The sequence below is a fragment of the Stenotrophomonas sp. YJH_SMC_64 genome (genome assembly GCF_059371375.1).
This window is the reverse complement of the sequence record NZ_JCAFUN010000002.1, coordinates 212,487-230,192: the sequence shown is the minus strand read 5'-3', so window position 1 is coordinate 230,192 and position 17,706 is coordinate 212,487. Positions and strand designations below refer to the sequence as shown.

The 17,706-nt window shown below is 66.9% G+C and carries 17 protein-coding genes; all 17 read right to left on the bottom strand.

The genetic code is table 11. From position 1 onward, the window contains the following. Positions 1-66 precede the first annotated feature (66 nt). Positions 67-738 carry a ribonuclease HII gene (gene rnhB, locus AC5P9L_RS02775; protein ID WP_087803316.1) on the bottom strand — a complete coding sequence of 224 codons (672 nt, stop codon included), beginning with the start codon at positions 736-738 and terminating at the stop codon, positions 67-69. Next, a complete protein-coding gene (gene lpxB, locus AC5P9L_RS02770) occupies positions 735-1,937 on the bottom strand; it encodes a lipid-A-disaccharide synthase (RefSeq protein WP_043034888.1) in 1,203 nt (400 codons plus the stop codon). Before lpxB ends, rnhB begins: the two co-directional genes overlap by 4 nt. Before the next feature lie 53 nt (positions 1,938-1,990). Next, entirely contained in the window at positions 1,991-2,782 is a 792-nt protein-coding gene (gene lpxA, locus AC5P9L_RS02765; RefSeq protein ID WP_005412736.1) for an acyl-ACP--UDP-N-acetylglucosamine O-acyltransferase, read from the bottom strand. A gap of 16 nt (positions 2,783-2,798) precedes the next feature. Further along, on the bottom strand, positions 2,799-3,257 hold the full coding sequence (gene fabZ / locus AC5P9L_RS02760) for a 3-hydroxyacyl-ACP dehydratase FabZ (RefSeq protein ID WP_005408737.1): 459 nt from the start codon (positions 3,255-3,257) through the stop codon (positions 2,799-2,801). Beyond that, positions 3,254-4,276, bottom strand: a complete 1,023-nt coding sequence (lpxD, locus tag AC5P9L_RS02755) for a UDP-3-O-(3-hydroxymyristoyl)glucosamine N-acyltransferase (RefSeq protein ID WP_005408738.1) — start codon at positions 4,274-4,276, stop codon at positions 3,254-3,256. The genes fabZ and lpxD overlap by 4 nt, the downstream gene beginning before the upstream one ends. Before the next feature lie 440 nt (positions 4,277-4,716). Next, positions 4,717-7,080 (bottom strand): outer membrane protein assembly factor BamA, encoded by a 2,364-nt coding sequence (gene bamA, locus AC5P9L_RS02750; protein ID WP_114618488.1) that lies wholly within the window; start codon positions 7,078-7,080, stop codon positions 4,717-4,719. A gap of 74 nt (positions 7,081-7,154) precedes the next feature. Further along, positions 7,155-8,513, bottom strand: a complete 1,359-nt coding sequence (gene rseP, locus AC5P9L_RS02745; protein ID WP_005408740.1) for an RIP metalloprotease RseP — start codon at positions 8,511-8,513, stop codon at positions 7,155-7,157. A 55-nt stretch (positions 8,514-8,568) separates the two neighbouring features. Next, positions 8,569-9,759 carry a 1-deoxy-D-xylulose-5-phosphate reductoisomerase gene (locus AC5P9L_RS02740; RefSeq protein WP_005408741.1) on the bottom strand — a complete coding sequence of 397 codons (1,191 nt, stop codon included), beginning with the start codon at positions 9,757-9,759 and terminating at the stop codon, positions 8,569-8,571. 2 nt (positions 9,760-9,761) lie between these two features. Next, the gene (locus AC5P9L_RS02735) at positions 9,762-10,598 is read right to left on the bottom strand and encodes a phosphatidate cytidylyltransferase (RefSeq protein WP_005408742.1); all 837 of its coding nucleotides are present in this window, start codon (positions 10,596-10,598) and stop codon (positions 9,762-9,764) included. Then, the gene (gene uppS / locus AC5P9L_RS02730; protein ID WP_005408743.1) at positions 10,595-11,362 is read right to left on the bottom strand and encodes a polyprenyl diphosphate synthase; all 768 of its coding nucleotides are present in this window, start codon (positions 11,360-11,362) and stop codon (positions 10,595-10,597) included. Before uppS ends, AC5P9L_RS02735 begins: the two co-directional genes overlap by 4 nt. A gap of 5 nt (positions 11,363-11,367) precedes the next feature. After that, positions 11,368-11,922 carry a ribosome recycling factor gene (gene frr, locus AC5P9L_RS02725; RefSeq protein WP_005408744.1) on the bottom strand — a complete coding sequence of 185 codons (555 nt, stop codon included), beginning with the start codon at positions 11,920-11,922 and terminating at the stop codon, positions 11,368-11,370. 96 nt (positions 11,923-12,018) lie between these two features. Next, entirely contained in the window at positions 12,019-12,747 is a 729-nt protein-coding gene (gene pyrH, locus AC5P9L_RS02720) for a UMP kinase (RefSeq protein WP_005408745.1), read from the bottom strand. Positions 12,748-12,868: 121 nt separating this feature from the next. Next, the gene (locus tag AC5P9L_RS02715) at positions 12,869-14,407 is read right to left on the bottom strand and encodes a GGDEF domain-containing protein (RefSeq protein ID WP_005412741.1); all 1,539 of its coding nucleotides are present in this window, start codon (positions 14,405-14,407) and stop codon (positions 12,869-12,871) included. 224 nt (positions 14,408-14,631) lie between these two features. Further along, positions 14,632-15,507 (bottom strand): translation elongation factor Ts, encoded by an 876-nt coding sequence (gene tsf, locus AC5P9L_RS02710; RefSeq protein WP_005408747.1) that lies wholly within the window; start codon positions 15,505-15,507, stop codon positions 14,632-14,634. 125 nt (positions 15,508-15,632) lie between these two features. Beyond that, positions 15,633-16,439 (bottom strand): 30S ribosomal protein S2, encoded by an 807-nt coding sequence (rpsB, locus tag AC5P9L_RS02705; RefSeq protein WP_005408748.1) that lies wholly within the window; start codon positions 16,437-16,439, stop codon positions 15,633-15,635. A gap of 220 nt (positions 16,440-16,659) precedes the next feature. Further along, on the bottom strand, positions 16,660-17,358 hold the full coding sequence (locus tag AC5P9L_RS02700) for a fimbrial biogenesis chaperone (RefSeq protein ID WP_062607492.1): 699 nt from the start codon (positions 17,356-17,358) through the stop codon (positions 16,660-16,662). Then, positions 17,358-17,603: a hypothetical protein gene (locus AC5P9L_RS02695; RefSeq protein ID WP_005412744.1), complete on the bottom strand. Its 246-nt coding sequence runs from the start codon at positions 17,601-17,603 to the stop codon at positions 17,358-17,360. The genes AC5P9L_RS02700 and AC5P9L_RS02695 overlap by 1 nt, the downstream gene beginning before the upstream one ends. Between the last annotated feature and the right edge of the window lie 103 nt (positions 17,604-17,706).

Genomic DNA, 17,706 nt, shown 5'->3' with positions numbered 1-17,706 from the left:
GCAGGCGAACCGCGGGCCCCGCCTGACCCTGCTTTCGCAGCCGGGTGCAGCGACCGTTCAGGCGATTCAGGCGATTGCGGTGTCTGCGGTCACAGCTGCCGGGTTTTCCAGGCACTCGCGCACCGGGGCGAAGCTGCGCCGGTGCTCCATGCAGGGGCCGTGCTCGCGCAGGGCGGCCAGATGGGCCGGGGTGCCGTAGCCCTTGTGCTGCTCGAAGCCGTACTGCGGGTGGCGGGCATGCACGTCCTGCATGTAGCGGTCGCGCGAGACCTTGGCCAGGATCGAGGCGGCCATGATCGCGCGGTCGATGCCATCACCGCCGACCAGCGCCTGCGCCGGCAGTACCAGGCCCTTGGGCACCACGTTGCCGTCGATGCGGGCGAAGCCGGCCACGTGGGCGACCGCTGCAACGACGTCACGCATGCCCTGCAGGGTGGCCTGGTAGATGTTCAGGCGGTCGATGGTGTCCACGTCCACCAGCACCACGTGCCAGGCCAGGGCACGTTCGATGATGCGGTCATGCAGTTGCTCGCGGCGGGCTGCGGTGAGTTGCTTGGAATCGTCCAGCCCGTTGATGCGTGGCCGTGCCGGGTCGAACACCACCGCCGCCACCGCGACCGGTCCGGCCAGCGGACCGCGGCCGGCTTCGTCGACGCCGGCGACCAGACGCTCCGGCTCGACCACGGCAGCACCGTCGAACAGGGCCAGGCTGGCCGCTGCGGCGTGGCGGCGGCTCATGCCTGGGCCTGGTCGCGCATCAACAGCTCGCCCACAGCGTCGGCCGCGCGGGCCGAGGCATTGCGGCGCAGTCGTTGATGCAGGCGGGCATAGGTGTCCTGCAGGTCGGTCACCCGCTGCGGGTGGTCGAACCATTGCTGGATGGCCGCCGCCAGCTTGTCCGGCGTGCAGTCGTGCTGCATCAGTTCCGGTGCCAGGTCCTGGCCCGCCAGGATGTTGGGCAGGGCAAAGCGGTCGACCTTGATCAGGCCCAGCGCCTTGACCAGGCGGTAGGTCAGCTCGTTGACGCGGTAACCGACCACCATCGGCCGCTTGACCAGCATCGCCTCCAGCGTCGCGGTACCCGAGGCCAGCACCACCACATCGGCGGCGATCATCGCGTTTCGCGCCTCACCGTCGAGTACATGCGAGAAGGCTACCGGCAGCGCCGAGCGTGACAGCTGTTCTTCGATCAGGCGCTTGCAGGCCGGGTTGGCGGCAGGCACTACCACGTGCAGGCCGGGGATGCGCTCGGAGACCTGCCAGGCGGCCTCGAAGAACGGTTCACCGAGGCGCGAGATTTCGCCCAGGCGGCTGCCTGGCAGCACCGCCAGCACCTTGGCCGAGGTCGGCAGGCCAAGCGCGGCGCGCGCTTCCTCGCGGTTGCCCTGCAGGGGGATGTCATCGGCCATCGGATGGCCAACGAAGCGCGCGTCGATGCCGTGCCTGGCATAGATCGGGGGTTCCATCGGGAACAGGCACAGCACCAGGTCGGCGCTGCTGCCGATCTTCTCGGCGCGCTTCTCGCGCCAGGCCCAGACGGAGGGGCTGACGTAGTGCACGGTGCGCACGCCGCGCTGCTTCAGCCAGCGTTCGATGCCCAGGTTGAAGTCGGGCGCGTCGATGCCGATGAACACGTCCGGCTGCCATTCCAGTGCACGCTGGCGGAACGCGGAACGCAGTTTCAGCAGGCGTGGCAGGTGGCGCAGCACTTCGGTCAGGCCCATCACCGCCAGCTCGCTGGCATCGTGCCAGGTCAGGCAGCCGGCGCTGCGCATGGCATCGCCACCGATGCCGGCGAATTCGGCATTCGGAAAGCGTGCCTTCAGCTCGCGCACCAGGCCCGCACCCAGCAGGTCACCGGAGGCCTCACCGGCCACCAGAGCGATCCGCAACGGGCGCTCGCTGAGCACCCGCTGCGCGGGGACGCTGCCGGCCATCGAGGCCAGCGGAATCACGGCGGCGCCGGCCGGCGCCTGGCCGGTCGTGCTGCTCATCGCAGCAAGGGCCTCTCAGCGTGCTCGATGAAGTCCAGCATGGCCTTCACGTCATCGCTGTCGCGTGCCTGTTCGGTCAGCTGCACCTTGGCTTCGGCCAGCGGCAGGCCCGCCACGTACAGGGTGCGGTAGGCGCGCTTGATGGCGGAGATGCGCTCGGCGTCGAAGCCACGACGCTTCAGCCCTTCGCTGTTGATGCCGCGCGGGCGGCCCAGCGAATCGGTGCCGACCATGGTGAACGGCGGAACGTCGCCGTTGGTCAGCGCGCCCATGCCGAGGAAGGCGTGGGCACCGATGCGGCAGAACTGGTGGGCACCGGCGAAGCCGCTGATGATCACGTAGTCGCCCACGGTCACGTGGCCGGCCAGGGTGGTGTTGTTGGAGAACACGCAGAAGTTGCCGACATGGCAGTCGTGCGCCACGTGCGTGTAGGCCAGCATCCAGTTGTCGTTGCCGATCGTGGTGATGCCGCCGCCGCCGCCGGTGCCACGGTTCAGGGTGACGAACTCGCGGAACACGTTGCGGTCGCCGATCACCAGTTCGGTGCGTTCGCCGGCAAACTTCTTGTCCTGCGGCTCGCCACCGATCGCGGCGTGACCGATGAAGCGGTTGTCACGGCCGATCCTGGTCGGGCCGTGGATGCTGCAATGGGGGCCGACCACTGTGCCGGCGCCGATTTCCACATCGGCACCGATCAGGGTGAACGCGCCGACCTGGACGTCGTCGGCCAGGCGCGCGGCCGGATCGATGACGGCAGTCGGGTGGATCCGTGGTGCGTTGTCAGTCATTGCTGCCTCCCGTGGATCAGCCCTTGGCACCGGCGCACATGACCTCGGCCGAGGCAACGACTTCACCGTTGACCTTGGCCTCGCCGTAGTACCAGCCCATGTTGCGGATCAGGCGCTTCATCTGCACATCCAGCATCAGCACGTCGCCGGGCACGACCTGCTTGTTGAAGCGGGCGTTTTCCACCTTGACCATGTAGAACAGCTTGGACTGCGCATCGCGGCCAAGCGTCAGCTGGGTCATCACGCCACCGGCCTGGGCCAGCGCTTCGATGATCAGCACGCCGGGCATGATCGGGCGGCCCGGGAAGTGACCCTGGAAGAACGGCTCGTTGATGCTGACGTTCTTCTGCGCCAGGATGCGCTTGGCGTCGATGTCGAGCTCAAGCACCCGGTCCACCAGCAGGAACGGGTAGCGGTGCGGGAGCAGTTCCTGGATCTGGCAGACGTCGATCGGAAGCTGCAGCGTGTCGTTCATTCTTTCTCCTTGCCAGCAGCCAGGACGCGGCGAGCCAATGCGTCCAGCTGCTTGAAGCGCGCGGCGTTCTTGCGCCACGTGCGGTTGTCGGTCAACGGGGTGCCGGACGAGTACTCGCCCGGCTCATGGATGGAATTGCGGACCACCGACTTGCCGGTGATCACGACCTTGTCGCAGATCTCGAGGTGGCCGACCACGCCGACGTGGCCACCGAGCAGGCAGTAGCGGCCGATCCTGGCGCTGCCGGCGATGCCGGTGCAGCCGGCGATGGCCGAGTGCGCGCCGATCTGCACGTTGTGCGCGATCTGTACCAGGTTGTCCAGGCGCACGTCTTCGTCCAGCACGGTGTCTTCCAGTGCACCACGGTCGACGCAGGTGTTGGCGCCGATTTCGCAATCGTCGCCGATGCGCACGCCGCCGAGCTGCGGCACCTTGATCCACTTGCCGGCGTCCATCGCCAGGCCGAAGCCATCGGCACCGAGCACGGCACCGGGGTGCACGCGCACGCGCTTGCCGAGCTTGACCCGGGTGACCAGGGTGACCCGGGCGATCAGTTCGCAGCCGCTGTCCAGGCTGCAGTCTTCGCCGATCACGCTGCCGGTGCCGATGATGCAGTTCTCGCCGACCACGCTGCGCGCGCCGATGGAGACGAAGGGGCCGATGTGGGCGCTGGCGGCGACCTGGGCGCTGGGATCGATGACGGCGCTGGGGTGGATGCCCGGTGGGCGCGTGGGCGCGATGTCGAACAGCGCGGCGATCTTGGCGAAGGTGGTGTACGGGTCCTTGGCCACGAGCGCGGCGCCGGGGGCGGCTTCGGCGTCGTCGGCGCGCAGCACGACCAGCGAGGCCTGGCTGTCGGCCAGCTGGGCGCGGTAGCGTGGATTGGCGAGGAAGGTCAGCTGGCCAGGACCGGCGTGGGCGAGGGTGGCCACGCCGTGGATGGCGGTGGCGGGGTCGCCATGGACCTGCAGGCCGAACTGCTCGGCGAGTTGCTGGGCGGTGTAGGTGGGAGTATTCACGGCGGGAGTTTAACGTGTGACGCCATTGCGGTCATGCGGGGGGCATATGCAGCCAACGGCAGGGCCCCTCGCGGCCGGCAGAGCCAGTGTCATGGGCTGGGTCGGACGGGGCGGGACTGCGGGGGGCGGCGCAAGTACGTCCATGTAGCCTTGGTCGCCGCATCCATGCGGCTCACACCCCCGCAGCCCCACCCCGTCCGACCTCCGACGGCCTGGCGCGAGTGCCAGCCACGGAAAAACAGAAAAAATCAAAAGCGGGGTGCGCGCTTCCCGCATCCGGACTAAACGAAAACGCCGGGCAATGCCCGGCGCTTCGCGCCCCGTCTGGTGGAGAGCCCCCCTTCTGTTAAGGGGGGCGCGCCAATGGCGCGGGGGATAGGAGGTAGGTCGGGACCCGCTGCTTGCACAGCAAGCCGCGGCGCACCTTCGGTGGTCAGTTCTTAGAACTGACCGCCGAAGGTAAATTGCAGGCGTTCGATCTTGTCGCCGTCTTCCTTCTTCAGCGGGAACGCGTAGCTGATCGAGATCGGGCCGACCGGGGCGCGCCACAGCAGGGCCACACCGGTGGAGACGCGCAGTTCGTTGGCCTTGAAGTTCTTGGTGCCGTTGTAGACGTTACCGAAGTCGACAAAGGCCGACACGCGGGCCGATGGGCTGTCGAACAGGCGCGGGAAGTAGGCTTCGACCGAACCGACGGTCTTCAGCGAACCACCCAGCGGCTGGCCTTCCGGATAACCCTGGGTTACTTCGCGCGGACCGAGGGTGTTGTCCTCGAAGCCACGTACCGAGTTGGTACCACCGGCGTAGAAGTTCTCGAAGAACGGCAGGCCGCTGGCGGTGACGGTACGGGTTTTGCCGTCGGCGTCGGTGATCGTACGGGTGTAGTCCTTGCCGTAGGCATCGCCGTAGCCCACTTCGGCGCGGGTGTTGATCACCAGCGACGGCATGATCGGCCAGTACTTGCTGATCTGGTAGTTCAGCTTGTAGTACTCGATGGTCGAGCCCGGCAGCGTGGTTTCCAGACCGACGCGCTGGTAGGTACCGCGGGTCGGCATGAAGTAATCGTTGCGCGAGTCGCGCGCCCAGCCCAGCTCGGTACGCCAGGCATGGAAGGTGCGCGAACCGACCGCATCGATGTAATCGATGATCGAGGCCGGGGTCGAGCCACGGTAGGTCGTGATCTGGTTGCTGTCGATGCCGAACATCAGCGAGACGGTGTCGGTCTCGGTCAGCGGCACGCCGAATACCACCTGCGCAGAACCATTGGTGCTGTTGTACTGCGCGGTGTTGAAGTCGGAGTAGTCCAGTTCACGCCAGGACAGGTTGTAGCCCAGCGAAACGCCGTCGTCGGTGAAGTACGGGTTGGTGTAGCTGAAGCCGTAGCGCTGCAGGTAGCTGCTGCGCGAGGCTTCGACCGACACGCGGTTGCCGCCGCCGAGGAAGTTGTTCTGCGACAGCTGCACCGAGGTGGTCATGCCGTAGGACTGCGAATAGCCCAGGCCGAACACGAAGCTGCCGGAGGTGGTTTCCTTGACGTTGTAGACGACGTCGACCTGGTCGTTGCTGCCGCTGACGGCCGGGGTCTCGACGTCCACCGACTCGAAGTAGCCCAGGCGCTGCAGGCGGATCTTGGAGCGGTCGATCGCGGCCTGCGAGTACCAGCTGTTCTCGAACTGGCGCATTTCGCGACGCATCACTTCGTCGGAGGTGCGGGTGTTGCCACGGAACAGGATACGGCGCACCGACACGCGCGGGCCGGGCACGACCTGCATGTTGATGCCTACCGTCTGTTCGGCACGGTTGGTGGTCGGGATCGGGTTCACCTTGGCGAACGCGTAGCCGATGTTGGACAGCGAGTTGGTGATGGTGTCCGAGCTGAATTCCAGCAGGGCACGCGAGAACGTGTCGCCCGGCTTCTGGATCACCATGCGCTCGACGTCCTCCTGCGGAAGGATGGTGTCGCCGCTGACCTTGATCTCGGAGATCTTGTACTGCGCACCCTCGGTCACGCCCGCGGTGAGGAACATGTCGCGCTTGTCGGGGCTGATCGAGACCTGGGTGGAATCGATGCTGAAGTCGACGTAGCCGCGGTCCAGGTACCAGGAGTTGAGCTTTTCCAGGTCGCCGGACAGCTTTTCCTTGGAGTACTGGTCGTCACGGCGGTACCACGATGCCCAGTTGTGCTCCTTGGACTCCCAGGTCTCCAGGATGTCCTTGCTCTCGAACTTCTCGGTGCCGACCAGGTTGACGTGGCGGATCTTGGCCGCCTTGCCTTCCTTGATGGCGATCGCGATGTCCACGCGGTTGCGGTCCAGCGGGCTCACGGTCGGGGTGATCTCGACGGTGTACTTGCCGCGGTCGTTGTACTGGCGGCGCAGTTCCTGGGTCACGCGGTCCAGGCTCAGGCGGTCGAAGGTGCCACCCTCGGTCAGGCCGATGTCGGACAGGCCCTTGAGCAGCTGCTCGGACTTGATGTCCTTGTTGCCGGTCACGGTCAGCTTGTTGATCGCCGGGCGTTCCTTGACGGTCACCACCAGGATGCTGCCCTGGCGGTCCAGCTGAACGTCTTCGAAGAAGCCGGTCTTGTACAGCGCGCGGATGGTCTCGCCGATCTTGTTGTCGGTGATCGTCTCGCCCCGTTCCACCGGCAGGTAGGTGAACACCGTGCCCGAGCTGATGCGCTGCAGGCCATCGACGCGGATGTCGCTGACAGTGAAGGGCTCGGCTGCCTGGGCCAGGGCGGGAGCGCCGGTGACGGCGGCGAGGGCGAGGGCCAGCAGGCGGCGATTGGGGAGTCGCGTCATGTCACGTCCGGTAGGAAGGTCGATTTCATTGGTGCGGGATGCCGACGCTGTAGACGGCAACAACGTGGAAAAGTTCATCGCGGGACCAGGCCGAGGATGTCGTTGTAGAACGCCAACCCCATCAGCCCGGCCAGCAACGCCAGGCCGATGTATTGGCCGGCGGCGATGGCACGCTCGCTCAGCGGGCTGCCCTTGACCAACTCGATAAGGTAATACAGCAGGTGCCCGCCGTCCAAGATCGGGATCGGCAACAGGTTGATGATGCACAGGCTGAGTGACAGCAGGGCAAGGAACTGCAGGAACCAGTCGAGGCCGCGTTTGGCCGAGACATTGGCCACGCGGGCGATGGTGACCGGCCCGGAAACGTTCTGCAGCGAGGCTTTGCCGGTGACGATGCGGGCCATCATGCCCAGCGAATCGGCGGCAAGCCGGCCGGTTTCACGTACGGCGACGGTCACTGCATCCAGCGGCCCATAGCGCAGCAGGGTGTCGTAGGAGGGGCTGTAGGTGGTGGGGAAGCCGACGCCGATCTGCCAGACCGGGTTGCCCTTGCCATCCTTGCCCTGGCGGGGCGTGACTTCCAGTGCAAGGCGTTCACCGCCTCGCAGGACCTCGATCATGCCGGGGCCTCCGGCACGGCCGAGGGCCTGGATCTCGCCGATCACCTGGTCGACGCTGTCGATGCGCTGGCCGTCGATCGCCACGATCAGGTCGCCCGGCTGCAGCAGCCCGGTGACCACCGAATCGGCGGTGAGCGAGTCGACCAGTGCCGGCTGCAGCCACGATTGCCAGTACAGGCCGGCCAGGATCGGTACCCGTCGTTCATCGAAGCCGGCGGGCAGCTGCGACAGCGGCAGGGTGCGCACGCGCACCTGGTCCGCAGGGTCGAGTACCTCAAGCGTGACGTCGCGGCGATCCATCGCGGCGGCGGTCAGCGCCATGCTGGCCTCGCCCAGGGTGGCGACCTGGCGCTCATCTACCCGCAGAACGCGGTCACCGCTGAGCAGACCGGCGCTGGCGGCGATGCCGTCAACCCGGCCGATCGTCGGCGAGTAGTCCTGCTTGCCGATCACGAACATCGCCCACAGCAGCAGGATGCACAGCAGCAGATTGGCGATCGGTCCTGCAGCAACAATGGCGATGCGCTGCCACACGGTCTTGTGGTTGAAGGCCTGGCCGCGCTCGTGGGGATGGACCTCGACCTCACGTTCGTCGAGGAACTTCACGTAGCCACCCAGCGGGATGGCGGCAATGGCGAACTCGGTGCCGTGCCTGTCGCGGCGCGACCACAGCGGACGGCCGAAGCCGACCGAGAAGCGCAGGATCTTGACCCCACAGAGGCGGCCGACCCAGTAATGCCCGAACTCGTGGAACGTGACCAGCAGCCCGAGGCTGACAATCATCCACCAGACCGATCCGAGGAAGTCAGTCATGCAGGCTCACAGTGGCGGGCAGGGGCGGCGGCGTCATGCTGGGCGAGGCGGTCGTTCAGGCGGCGTCGATGGCGTTCAGGGTGAGCTGGCGTGCCCGCTGGTCGGCGGACAACAGGACCTCCAGTGTATCGGCTGGCTGGGTCGGCAGTGTTGAAAGAGCGTTAGCAACCAGCTCCGGGATGGTCAGGAAACCGATCCGGCCCTGAAGAAATGCTGAAACCGCCTCTTCATTGGCGGCGTTCAGCACCGCCGGGGCAGTACCGCCGGCCTGCATGGCCTGCCAGGCCAGCGCCAGGCAGGGGAAGGCGTCGGTGTCAGGCGCCTCGAAATCCAGCCGGCCCTGCGCCAGCAGGTCCAGCCCGGCCACGCCCGATTCGATGCGCTGCGGCCAGCCCAGGCCGACCGCCAGGGTGGTGCGCATGTCCGGCAGGCCCATCTGGGCCAGGGTCGAGCCGTCGACGAATTCGACCAGCGAATGGACCAGGCTCTGCGGGTGCACCAGCACCTCGATGCGCTCGCCGGGCACCGAGAACAGATGGTGCGCCTCGATGACTTCCAGGCCCTTGTTCATCAACGTCGCCGAATCGACCGAGATCTTCGGGCCCATCGACCACTTCGGGTGAGCCACGGCCTGGGCCGGGGTGACCTCGGCCAGCTCGGCGCGGCTGCGGCCGCGGAACGGGCCGCCCGACGCGGTCAGCAGGATCCGGCGCACGCCGGCGCCGTCGATGCTGGCGTCGCGCGAACGCAGGCACTGGAAGATCGCGCTGTGCTCGCTGTCGATCGGAATGATCTCGGCGCCGGCGCGCTCGGCGGTGCGGGTCAGCAGCTCGCCGGCCAGTACCAGCGATTCCTTGTTGGCCAGCAGGATGCGCTTGCCGGCCGCAGCGGCGGCGAGGGTCGAGGACAGCCCTGCAGCACCGACAATGGCCGCGACGACCGTGTCGCAGGCATCGCTTGCTGCCAGCTGGTCCAGTGCGGCATGACCGGCGTGGGCCTCGGTCGACAGCCCGGCATCGCGCAGGCCGTCGCGCAGTTCGGTGAACAGCGCTTCGTCGGCGATGACCGCGTGCGCCGGCTTGTGCTGGCGGCACAGGGCCAGCAGTGCCTGCACCTGGCGGCCGGCGGCCAGCACCGTGGCCTGGTAGCGCTGCGGGTGGCGGGCGATCACGTCCAGCGTGGAGGCACCGATCGAGCCGGTGGCGCCGTATACGGCGACCCGGCGCAGGTCTGCGACAGCATTCATGGTCAGAACCCGAAGATTTCCTTGCCCAGCGCGAACACCGGCACGGCGGCGAGGACGCCGTCGACGCGGTCGAGCACGCCACCATGGCCCGGAATCAGGTTGCCCGAGTCCTTGGCACCGGCGTGGCGCTTGATCAGGCTTTCGAACAGGTCACCCAGCACCGACGCGAATACGGCCACCACCGAGGTGATCAGCAGGCCCGGCAGGTGCGCGATGTCGATGCCGGCCAGCCAGCCCAGTCCGAGGGCCACGGCGACACCGGCCAGCAGGCCGCCGAACAGGCCTTCCCAGGTCTTGTTGGGGCTGATCCGCGGCGCCAGCTTGTGCTTGCCGAAGTGACGGCCGGCGAAATAGGCGCCCGAATCGGCTGCCCAGACCAGTGCCAGTGCCGCCAGCAGCCACAGGTGGCCCTGCTTGCCTGGCGGGTCACCGCCAGCGTGGATCAGCACCAGCGCTGCCCAGGCAGGAACGATGGCCAGGGTGCCGGCCAGCATCTTCACGATCCGGGAGGGGGCCGTCGGCTGGGCGCCAAAGTTGAAGAAGCGCAGCCAGGCCAGCGCCGCCAGCCACCAGGCAACGCCTGCCAGTGTGGTGATCTGGAACAGCACCAGCGTGCTGCCATCGGCCCACACCAGCAGCACCATCAGCAGCAGGTTCAGCACCAGCAGCACGGTGCGCGCGAGGGTGTCTTCGATGCCGGCCAGCTTCAGCCATTCCCACAGGCCGATCAGCAGCACGGCGGCGGCGGCGGCGGCCAGCCATTGCGTCGGCAGCAGCAGGATCGCGGCAATGGCGAGCGGCGCCATGATCAGCGCGGCGAGGACTCGGGTCTTGGTCATGGGCTGGAGGTCTCGGTGGCCAGTGCGGCGATCTGGGCGCTGGTCAGGCCGAAACGACGCTCGCGGCTGCCATAGGCATCCAGCGCCTGCTGCAGCAGGGCGGCATCGAAGTCCGGCCACAGCGCCTCGGTGAACCACAGCTCGGTGTAGGCCAGTTGCCACAGCAGGAAGTTGCTGATGCGGGTGTCGCCACCGGTGCGGATGAACAGATCCGGCGGCGGCAGGTCGGCCAGGGCGACCTGGCTGCCCAGCAGCGATTCGTCGATCTGTTCGGGCAGCAGGCGTCCTGCGGCGACTTCAGCGGCCAGTGCGCGCGCGGCACGGGCGATGTCCTGGCGACCGCCGTAACTGGCGGCGATCGACAGGGTCAGGGTGGTGTTGTCGGCGGTGCGCTGCTCGGCCAGCTGCATGCGGCTGACCAGTCCGGCACCAAAGCGCTCGCGTTCGCCGATGAAGCGTACGCGCACGCCGCGTCGGTGCAGTTCGTCCACTTCGCGGTCGAGCGCGCCGAGGAACAGCTTCATCAGGGCGTCGACTTCTTCCTGCGGCCGGCCCCAGTTCTCGCTGGAAAACGCGAACAGGGTCAGCGCCGGAATGCCCAGTTCAAGGCAGCGCTCGATGGTGCGGTTGACCGCGCGCGCGCCGGCACGATGGCCGATCACGCGCGGGCGGCGGCGCTGCTGTGCCCAGCGCCCGTTGCCATCCATGATGATGGCGACGTGGCGGGGCAGGGTGGCCGGCAACGGAGGCGGGACTGAAGGCATCGACTTCAGACCGACAGCAGTTCTTTTTCCTTGTCGGCAACGACCTTGTCGACGTCCTTGATGTTGGTGTCGGTCAACTTCTGGATGTCGTCCTCACCGCGCTTCTTCTCGTCCTCGCTGATCGCCTTGTCCTTGACCAGCTTGGCGATTTCCTTGTTCGCGTCCTGACGGATGTTGCGGATCGCGATCTTGGCGCCTTCGCCTTCCTTCTGCACCTGCTTGACCAGCTCCTTGCGGCGCTCTTCGGTCGGCGGCGGCATGTTGATGCGGATCGCGGTGCCCAGCGTGTTCGGGGTGAACTCGGCGTTGTAGAGACCCTTCTCGATCTCCTTGATCATGCCCTTGTCGAACGGGGTGACCAGCAGCGAGTGCGCATCGGCGTTGGAGATCGAGGCAACCTGGTTCAGCGGGGTGCTGGCGTTGCCGTAGGCATTGACCGTCACGCGGTCCAGCAGGGCCGGCGTGGCACGCCCGGTCCGGATGGAGGTGAGGGTGTGCTTCAGAGCGTCGATGCTCTTGGCCATGCGCGTCTGCGCGTTGTTCTTGATGTCGTTGAGCATCGCCCGGTCCTGGATGTATCTGGAATCGGGCGATTATAGGCGAATACGGGACGCTGCCGGGCCTGAATCGGCCCGGTTGTCGCCGCGCGCTCAGGCTCAGGCCGGATCGCGGCCCTGGACCAGGGTGCCGATGTTCTCGCCGTTGAGGATCTTCAGCAGCTCGCCCGGCTGGCCCATGTCGAACACGCGCATCGGCAGGTCGCTGTCGCGGGCCAGTGCGAAGGCGGCGGTATCCATCACTTCCAGGCCGCGGCGGATCACTTCGTCATAGCTCAGGCTGTCGAAGCGGACCGCATCGCTGTGCTTGTTCGGGTCCTTGTCGTACACGCCATCGACCTTGGTGGCCTTCAGCAGCAGGTCGGCACCGATCTCGATCGCGCGCAGGGCGGCGCCGGAGTCGGTGGTGAAGAACGGGCTGCCGACGCCGGCGGCGAAGATCACCAGGCGGCCCTTTTCCAGGTGGCGGATGGCGCGGCGGCGGATGTAGTCCTCGCACACGTCGTTGATCTTGATCGCGCTCATCACGCGCGCCTTGGCGCCCAGCTTCTCCAGGGCGTCCTGCATGGCCAGGGCATTGATGACCGTGGCCAGCATGCCCATCTGGTCGCCGGTGACCCGGTCCATGCCGCCTGCGGCAAGGCCGGCGCCGCGGAAGATGTTGCCGCCGCCGATCACCAGGGCCACTTCGGCACCGGCCTGCTGGGCTTCGATGACCTCACGGGCCAGGCGGTTGATGATCTTCGGGTCGATGCCGTAGTCCTCATCTCCCATCAGCGCCTCCCCGGACAGTTTCAGAAGGATGCGGCGATAGGCGAGCTTGGACATGGGGACCTCGGGTGCGTGGAAATCGCGGGCGATTCTACGCGCATGCGGCGTCGGGCCATAGTGTTTTGTGCACTGCGGCGTAAAATCCTGGCGTTCGCCCCGGTCATCCGGGGCTTCCGGTTCAGCCCAGCTCGGCGCCCGCGGTCGCTGACAGCTCGTCGTGGCCGAGGGCGCCGGGGGAGCGCGCGATCACCCGGTTGCGGCCGAGGTTCTTGGAGCGGTACAGCACGTCGTCGGCGGCGCGCAGCAGGTCCTGCACGTCGGCGAAGCGTTCGTAGCCGCCCTGGGTGGCCACGCCGGCGGAGAAGGTGACGAACAGCGGGCCGCCCTCCAGTTCGGCCATCGGCGTGGCAACGATGTTGGCCAGCACCCGGCGGATCACGTCCAGTGCTACCGTTTCGCTGGTGTTGGGCAGCAGCGCGACGAACTCCTCGCCGCCGAAGCGGGCCACGGTGTCGCTGTGGCGCAGCTGGCCCTGCAGTTTGCCGGCAAAGGCCCGCAGCACCTCGTCGCCGGTCAGGTGGCCATGGGCGTCGTTGATCTTCTTGAAGTCGTCCAGGTCGATGAAGGCCACCGACAGCGGCCAGCCCTGGCGACCGGCGCGCAGGAATTCCTGCTCCAGCACGGCTTCCAGCTGGCGCCGGTTGAGCACGCCGGTGAGGGCATCTCGATGGGCCTGGTCGGCCAGGCGCTTGGCCCGGGCTTCGAATTCGTCAGCGCGGCGACGGGCCTGGTCGGCATCCTGCAGTTCGCGCAGGTTGCGCAGGGTGGCCAGCTCCTGCGCGTGGTCGATCAGCTCGCGCACCCGCGAGGGGGAATTCAGGCCGGCCTCGAACAGGCTGGCGATGTCCGGCAGGGCCTCGCTGATGCGGGTCAGGACCTGGTCGAAACGGGCGCTGTCCAGTTCAAGGCGGTCATGCACCTGCTGCAGGGCGCGCTCGCGGGCGGCATCGGCGTCATCGTCCAGCCAGATGTCGGCCACGGCACCGGACAGCTGCACGCAGGCCTGGAACGGCGACTCCGCGGCGTCCAGGTCTTCGCTGTGGCTGATGCTCTCCACCAGGTAGCGCGGCAGGCCCCACTGCTCGGCCACCCAGGCGCCGACCTCGGCGTGGCTGCAGCCCAGTTCGTCGCGCTCGCGCGCGACCAGATCGATGTTGTCGCGTGCTTCGCGCAGCAGCGGCAGGTAGCGCTCCGATTCGGCCTGGGCCAGGCACAGTACGCCCAGGTCCTGCAGCAGGCCGGCCAGCATCAGTTCTTCCAGCCGGCGCAGGCCGCGTGCCTGGCCCAGCTGGCTGGCGGCCAGCGCGCTGAGGATGCTGCGCTTCCAGGCGCGTTGGCGCAGGTCGTGGTCGGCGCCGGTGCCGCCGGTCAGTCCCTGGGTGACGGTGAAGCCGAGGGCCAGGCTGATCGTGGCATTCAGGCCGAGCATGGTCAGTGCCTGGCCGAGGTTCTCGATCCGACGGCGGCTGGCGTACAGCGGCGAATTGGCGATGCGCAGCATGCGAGCGCTCAGCGCCATGTCGATGGCGATGATGTCGGCGGCGGTGGCGATATCCGCTTCCGGGTCCTGTGCCAGTTCGATGATGCGCAGGGCAATACCGGGTGGCGAGGGCAGGTTGCGGCAGAGCGCCAGGGCAGCTGTCAGCTCGGGAGGCATGTCGGGTCGTTCAATTCCATTGGGACAAGAATACCTAGGAATGCATCACAGTCCGCGATTTTCGTTCCTGCTAAATGACTGTTGATTCCCTGTGCCGAGTATCGGCTTGATTCGCGCGCAACGCAAAGGTGCCGCTGTGCGCACCCCACAGGGCCGCCGGCATAAAAAAAGAGCCGCGGTCTCCCGCGGCTCCTTCTGGTTGCTTCACAGCCGGAAGGCTGGAATCAGACCTGCATCGCCTTGGCAACTTCGGCGGCGTAGTCTTCCACCACCTTCTCGATGCCTTCGCCGACGATCAGCAGCTTGAAGCCAGCAACATCGGCGCCAGCGGCCTTGACCACCTGCTCGACGGTGGTGTCGCCCAGCACGTAGGTCTGGCCGTACAGGGTCACGTCGCTGACGATCTTGTTGATCTTGCCGCTGATGATCTTTTCCAGGATGTCGGCCGGCTTGGCCTTGTCCTTTTCGGACATCTTGGCCAGCTCGATTTCCTTTTCCTTCTCGACGAAGTCGGCCGGAACGTCCGCAGCCTTGTTGTGCGGCGGCTTCAGCGCAGCCACGTGCATGGCCAGGCCACGGGCCAGCTCGACGTCGCCGCCGATCAGATCGACCAGAACGCCGACCTTGCCGTTGGTGTGGACATACGCACCGATGTTGCCGGTGGTGTCGACATTCACCATGCGACGGATCTGGATGTTCTCACCCAGGGTCTGCACGGCGGTGGCGCGGGCTTCTTCAACGGTGCGGCCATCGGCCAGCTTGGCAGCCTTCACGGCTTCGACGTCGGTGGCGCCCGATGCCAGGGCGGCAGCGGCAACGGCATTGACGAAGGACTTGAAGTTGTCATCGTTGGCGACGAAGTCGGTTTCCGAGTTGACTTCGACCAGCACGGCCTTGCCGCCATCCTGGGCCAGGCCCAGACGGCCTTCGGCGGCCACGCGGTCAGCCTTCTTGTCGGCCTTGGCGGCGCCGGACTTGCGCATGGCTTCAGCAGCAGCGTCGATGTCGCCGTTGGCTTCGGTGAGCGCCTTCTTGCATTCCATCATGCCGGCGCCGGTGCGCTCGCGCAGTTCCTTGACCAGGGAAGCAGTGATTTCCACGGGATTACCTCACGAAAGAAAGGGGTTGGGCCGGCATGGTGGCCGGCCCGTGTGACACGGTCCTGTCACGCGCCAAAGGCTGCGCGCAGGGAGGGTGGACGCCGGGCGTCCACCCCGGGCCTGGATCAGGCCTGGGCGTCGTCGCCCTTCTTGGCAGCCTTCTTGGCCGGAGCGCGGCGGGCCGGCTTCTCTTCGCCTTCAGCAGCGGCTTCAGCGAACTCTTCCTCACGCACCGAAGCAGCGTGCGGAGCAGCAGCCTTGCCTTCCAGCACGGCGTCGGCAGCGGCGCGGGCGTACAGCTGCACAGCGCGGATGGCGTCGTCGTTGCCCGGGATGGCGTAGTCCACCAGTTCCGGGTTGTAGTTGGTGTCGACCACGGCGATGACCGGGATGCCCAGCTTCTTGGCTTCCTTGATCGCGATGTCTTCGTGGCCGATGTCGATCACGAAGATGGCGTCCGGCAGGCGGTTCATGTCCTTGATGCCGCCCAGCGAGGCTTCCAGCTTGTCGCGCTCGCGACGCAGGCCCAGCACTTCGTGCTTGACCAGCTTCTCGAAGGTGCCGTCGGTTTCACCGGCTTCCAGTTCCTTCAGGCGGGCAACCGACTGCTTGACGGTACGGAAGTTGGTCAGGGTGCCGCCCAGCCAGCGCTGGTTCATGAACGGCATGCCGCAACGCTCGGCTTCTTCCTTGATGGTTTCGCGGGCGCTGCGCTTGGTGCCCAGGAACAGGACGGTGCCGCGCTTCTGGGCAACCGACGAGATGAAGTTCATCGCGTCGTTGAACAGCGGGACGGTCTTTTCCAGGTTGATGATGTGGATCTTGCCGCGGGCGCCGAAGATGTACGGAGCCATCTTGGGGTTCCAGTAGCGGGTCTGGTGGCCGAAGTGGACGCCGGCTTCCAGCATCTGACGCATGGTGACCTGGGGCATTGCAATACTCCTGATATGGAACCAGCGATTCCGCCCGCGGGGATAGGTATGCGGGACGCGTGGAAGCGCGATCGGTTCCGGGGTTGGGCTTCCCTGTTGCCTCCGTGGCCGAACTCCTTGCGGAGCACCCCGGCACGGATGGGGGCAGCAGGTGTGGATTCACCGGTGACGTCCGGTGTGGACGGGTTCCCGCGCACGCAGGCGGCAGGAATCCGGTCGATTATAGCCCGCTCGGTGCGCTGGCTGCAATTGCCGGGCCTGGAGCGACCAGATCGATCACGCGGCCATCCTGCAGCCGGGCCTGGAAATGACCGCCGGCGTAGCCATCAGCGCGGGCGGGCAGGGCCCAGCGGCGCTCATGGCCGGCCAGCAGATACCCGGCCAGGCCGGGCAGCAGCAGGGTGCGCTGACCGCCGCTGGTGATGTAGGCGAGATCGTTCAGGCGTGCGTGCAGGGTACCGGTGTTGCTCAGTCGCAGGAAGGTATGTGACTGGCCGGGTTCGATCCCTGCATGCAGCCGCGATTGGGTCATTGGCGTGGCGTGCCCGCGGAACAACGGCAGCGAATAGCGCTGCAGGCCTGGCGTAGTGGGGGCCAGGACGACCCGATAGGCCTGTTCGCCGACAGCGGATGCCGGCTGGCGTGGCAGCAGCCAGATGCGCTGTCGGACGCCGGGCGGGATGTCGAGCAGGGTGGGGCTGGCGAGCACCTGGTCGGTGGGACGCAGCATGTCCGCGTCGGTCTGCTGGTCCCACGCAAGGATCTGTACCCGGCCCTGCCAGCGGCCGGGACCGGGGTTGAAGAGCCAAAGTTCGCCCTGGCCACCTTCGGCGGGCAGCTGCAGTGTGGTCGGCAACAGGTCCAATGCCGCGGCAGGCAACGCCAGCAGCATCGCCAGCAGGGTCAGAAGTGCCCGCATCAGTAGATGACGGTCACGGCGGACGTCGTGTCTTCGCCGTCGGCGGGAGGCGCGAGCTCGCGGACCTGGGGCGGAAGTTGCGGTGTGTCGCTGCGCTGGTGGGGGGCGGGGCAGTGGGTGCTGCCGGGGTCATCGCGGCAGGCTTCGACCACGGTCAGGCGGATCTGCAGGTTGCTGGGGCCGGGTTCGGCCCACGCCGATGTGCTGGCGAACAGTATCGCCCCTATCAGAAATGCGCGAGCCACCTGGCAACCACCGTGCTGAAAGATCTCGCTGCGCGGTATCGGCTGGATCGGCCGAATCTGTAGCGTCGACTGTCAGTCGACTGCTCCTGGCACAGGAATGATG

What these genes read in the sequence shown, in the direction of transcription:
- uppS (WP_005408743.1), bottom strand. Translation starts at nt 11,362, where the DNA reads ATGCCTTCAGTCCCGCCTCCGTTGCCGGCCACCCTGCCCCGCCACGTC.
- rnhB (WP_087803316.1), bottom strand. Translation starts at nt 738, where the DNA reads ATGAGCCGCCGCCACGCCGCAGCGGCCAGCCTGGCCCTGTTCGACGGT.
- rpsB (WP_005408748.1), bottom strand. Translation starts at nt 16,439, where the DNA reads ATGCCCCAGGTCACCATGCGTCAGATGCTGGAAGCCGGCGTCCACTTC.
- fabZ (WP_005408737.1), bottom strand. Translation starts at nt 3,257, where the DNA reads ATGAACGACACGCTGCAGCTTCCGATCGACGTCTGCCAGATCCAGGAA.
- AC5P9L_RS02700 (WP_062607492.1), bottom strand. Translation starts at nt 17,358, where the DNA reads ATGCGGGCACTTCTGACCCTGCTGGCGATGCTGCTGGCGTTGCCTGCC.
- rseP (WP_005408740.1), bottom strand. Translation starts at nt 8,513, where the DNA reads ATGACTGACTTCCTCGGATCGGTCTGGTGGATGATTGTCAGCCTCGGG.
- frr (WP_005408744.1), bottom strand. Translation starts at nt 11,922, where the DNA reads ATGCTCAACGACATCAAGAACAACGCGCAGACGCGCATGGCCAAGAGC.
- AC5P9L_RS02740 (WP_005408741.1), bottom strand. Translation starts at nt 9,759, where the DNA reads ATGAATGCTGTCGCAGACCTGCGCCGGGTCGCCGTATACGGCGCCACC.
- pyrH (WP_005408745.1), bottom strand. Translation starts at nt 12,747, where the DNA reads ATGTCCAAGCTCGCCTATCGCCGCATCCTTCTGAAACTGTCCGGGGAG.
- AC5P9L_RS02715 (WP_005412741.1), bottom strand. Translation starts at nt 14,407, where the DNA reads ATGCCTCCCGAGCTGACAGCTGCCCTGGCGCTCTGCCGCAACCTGCCC.
- lpxB (WP_043034888.1), bottom strand. Translation starts at nt 1,937, where the DNA reads ATGGCCGGCAGCGTCCCCGCGCAGCGGGTGCTCAGCGAGCGCCCGTTG.
- AC5P9L_RS02735 (WP_005408742.1), bottom strand. Translation starts at nt 10,598, where the DNA reads ATGACCAAGACCCGAGTCCTCGCCGCGCTGATCATGGCGCCGCTCGCC.
- bamA (WP_114618488.1), bottom strand. Translation starts at nt 7,080, where the DNA reads ATGACGCGACTCCCCAATCGCCGCCTGCTGGCCCTCGCCCTCGCCGCC.
- lpxA (WP_005412736.1), bottom strand. Translation starts at nt 2,782, where the DNA reads ATGACTGACAACGCACCACGGATCCACCCGACTGCCGTCATCGATCCG.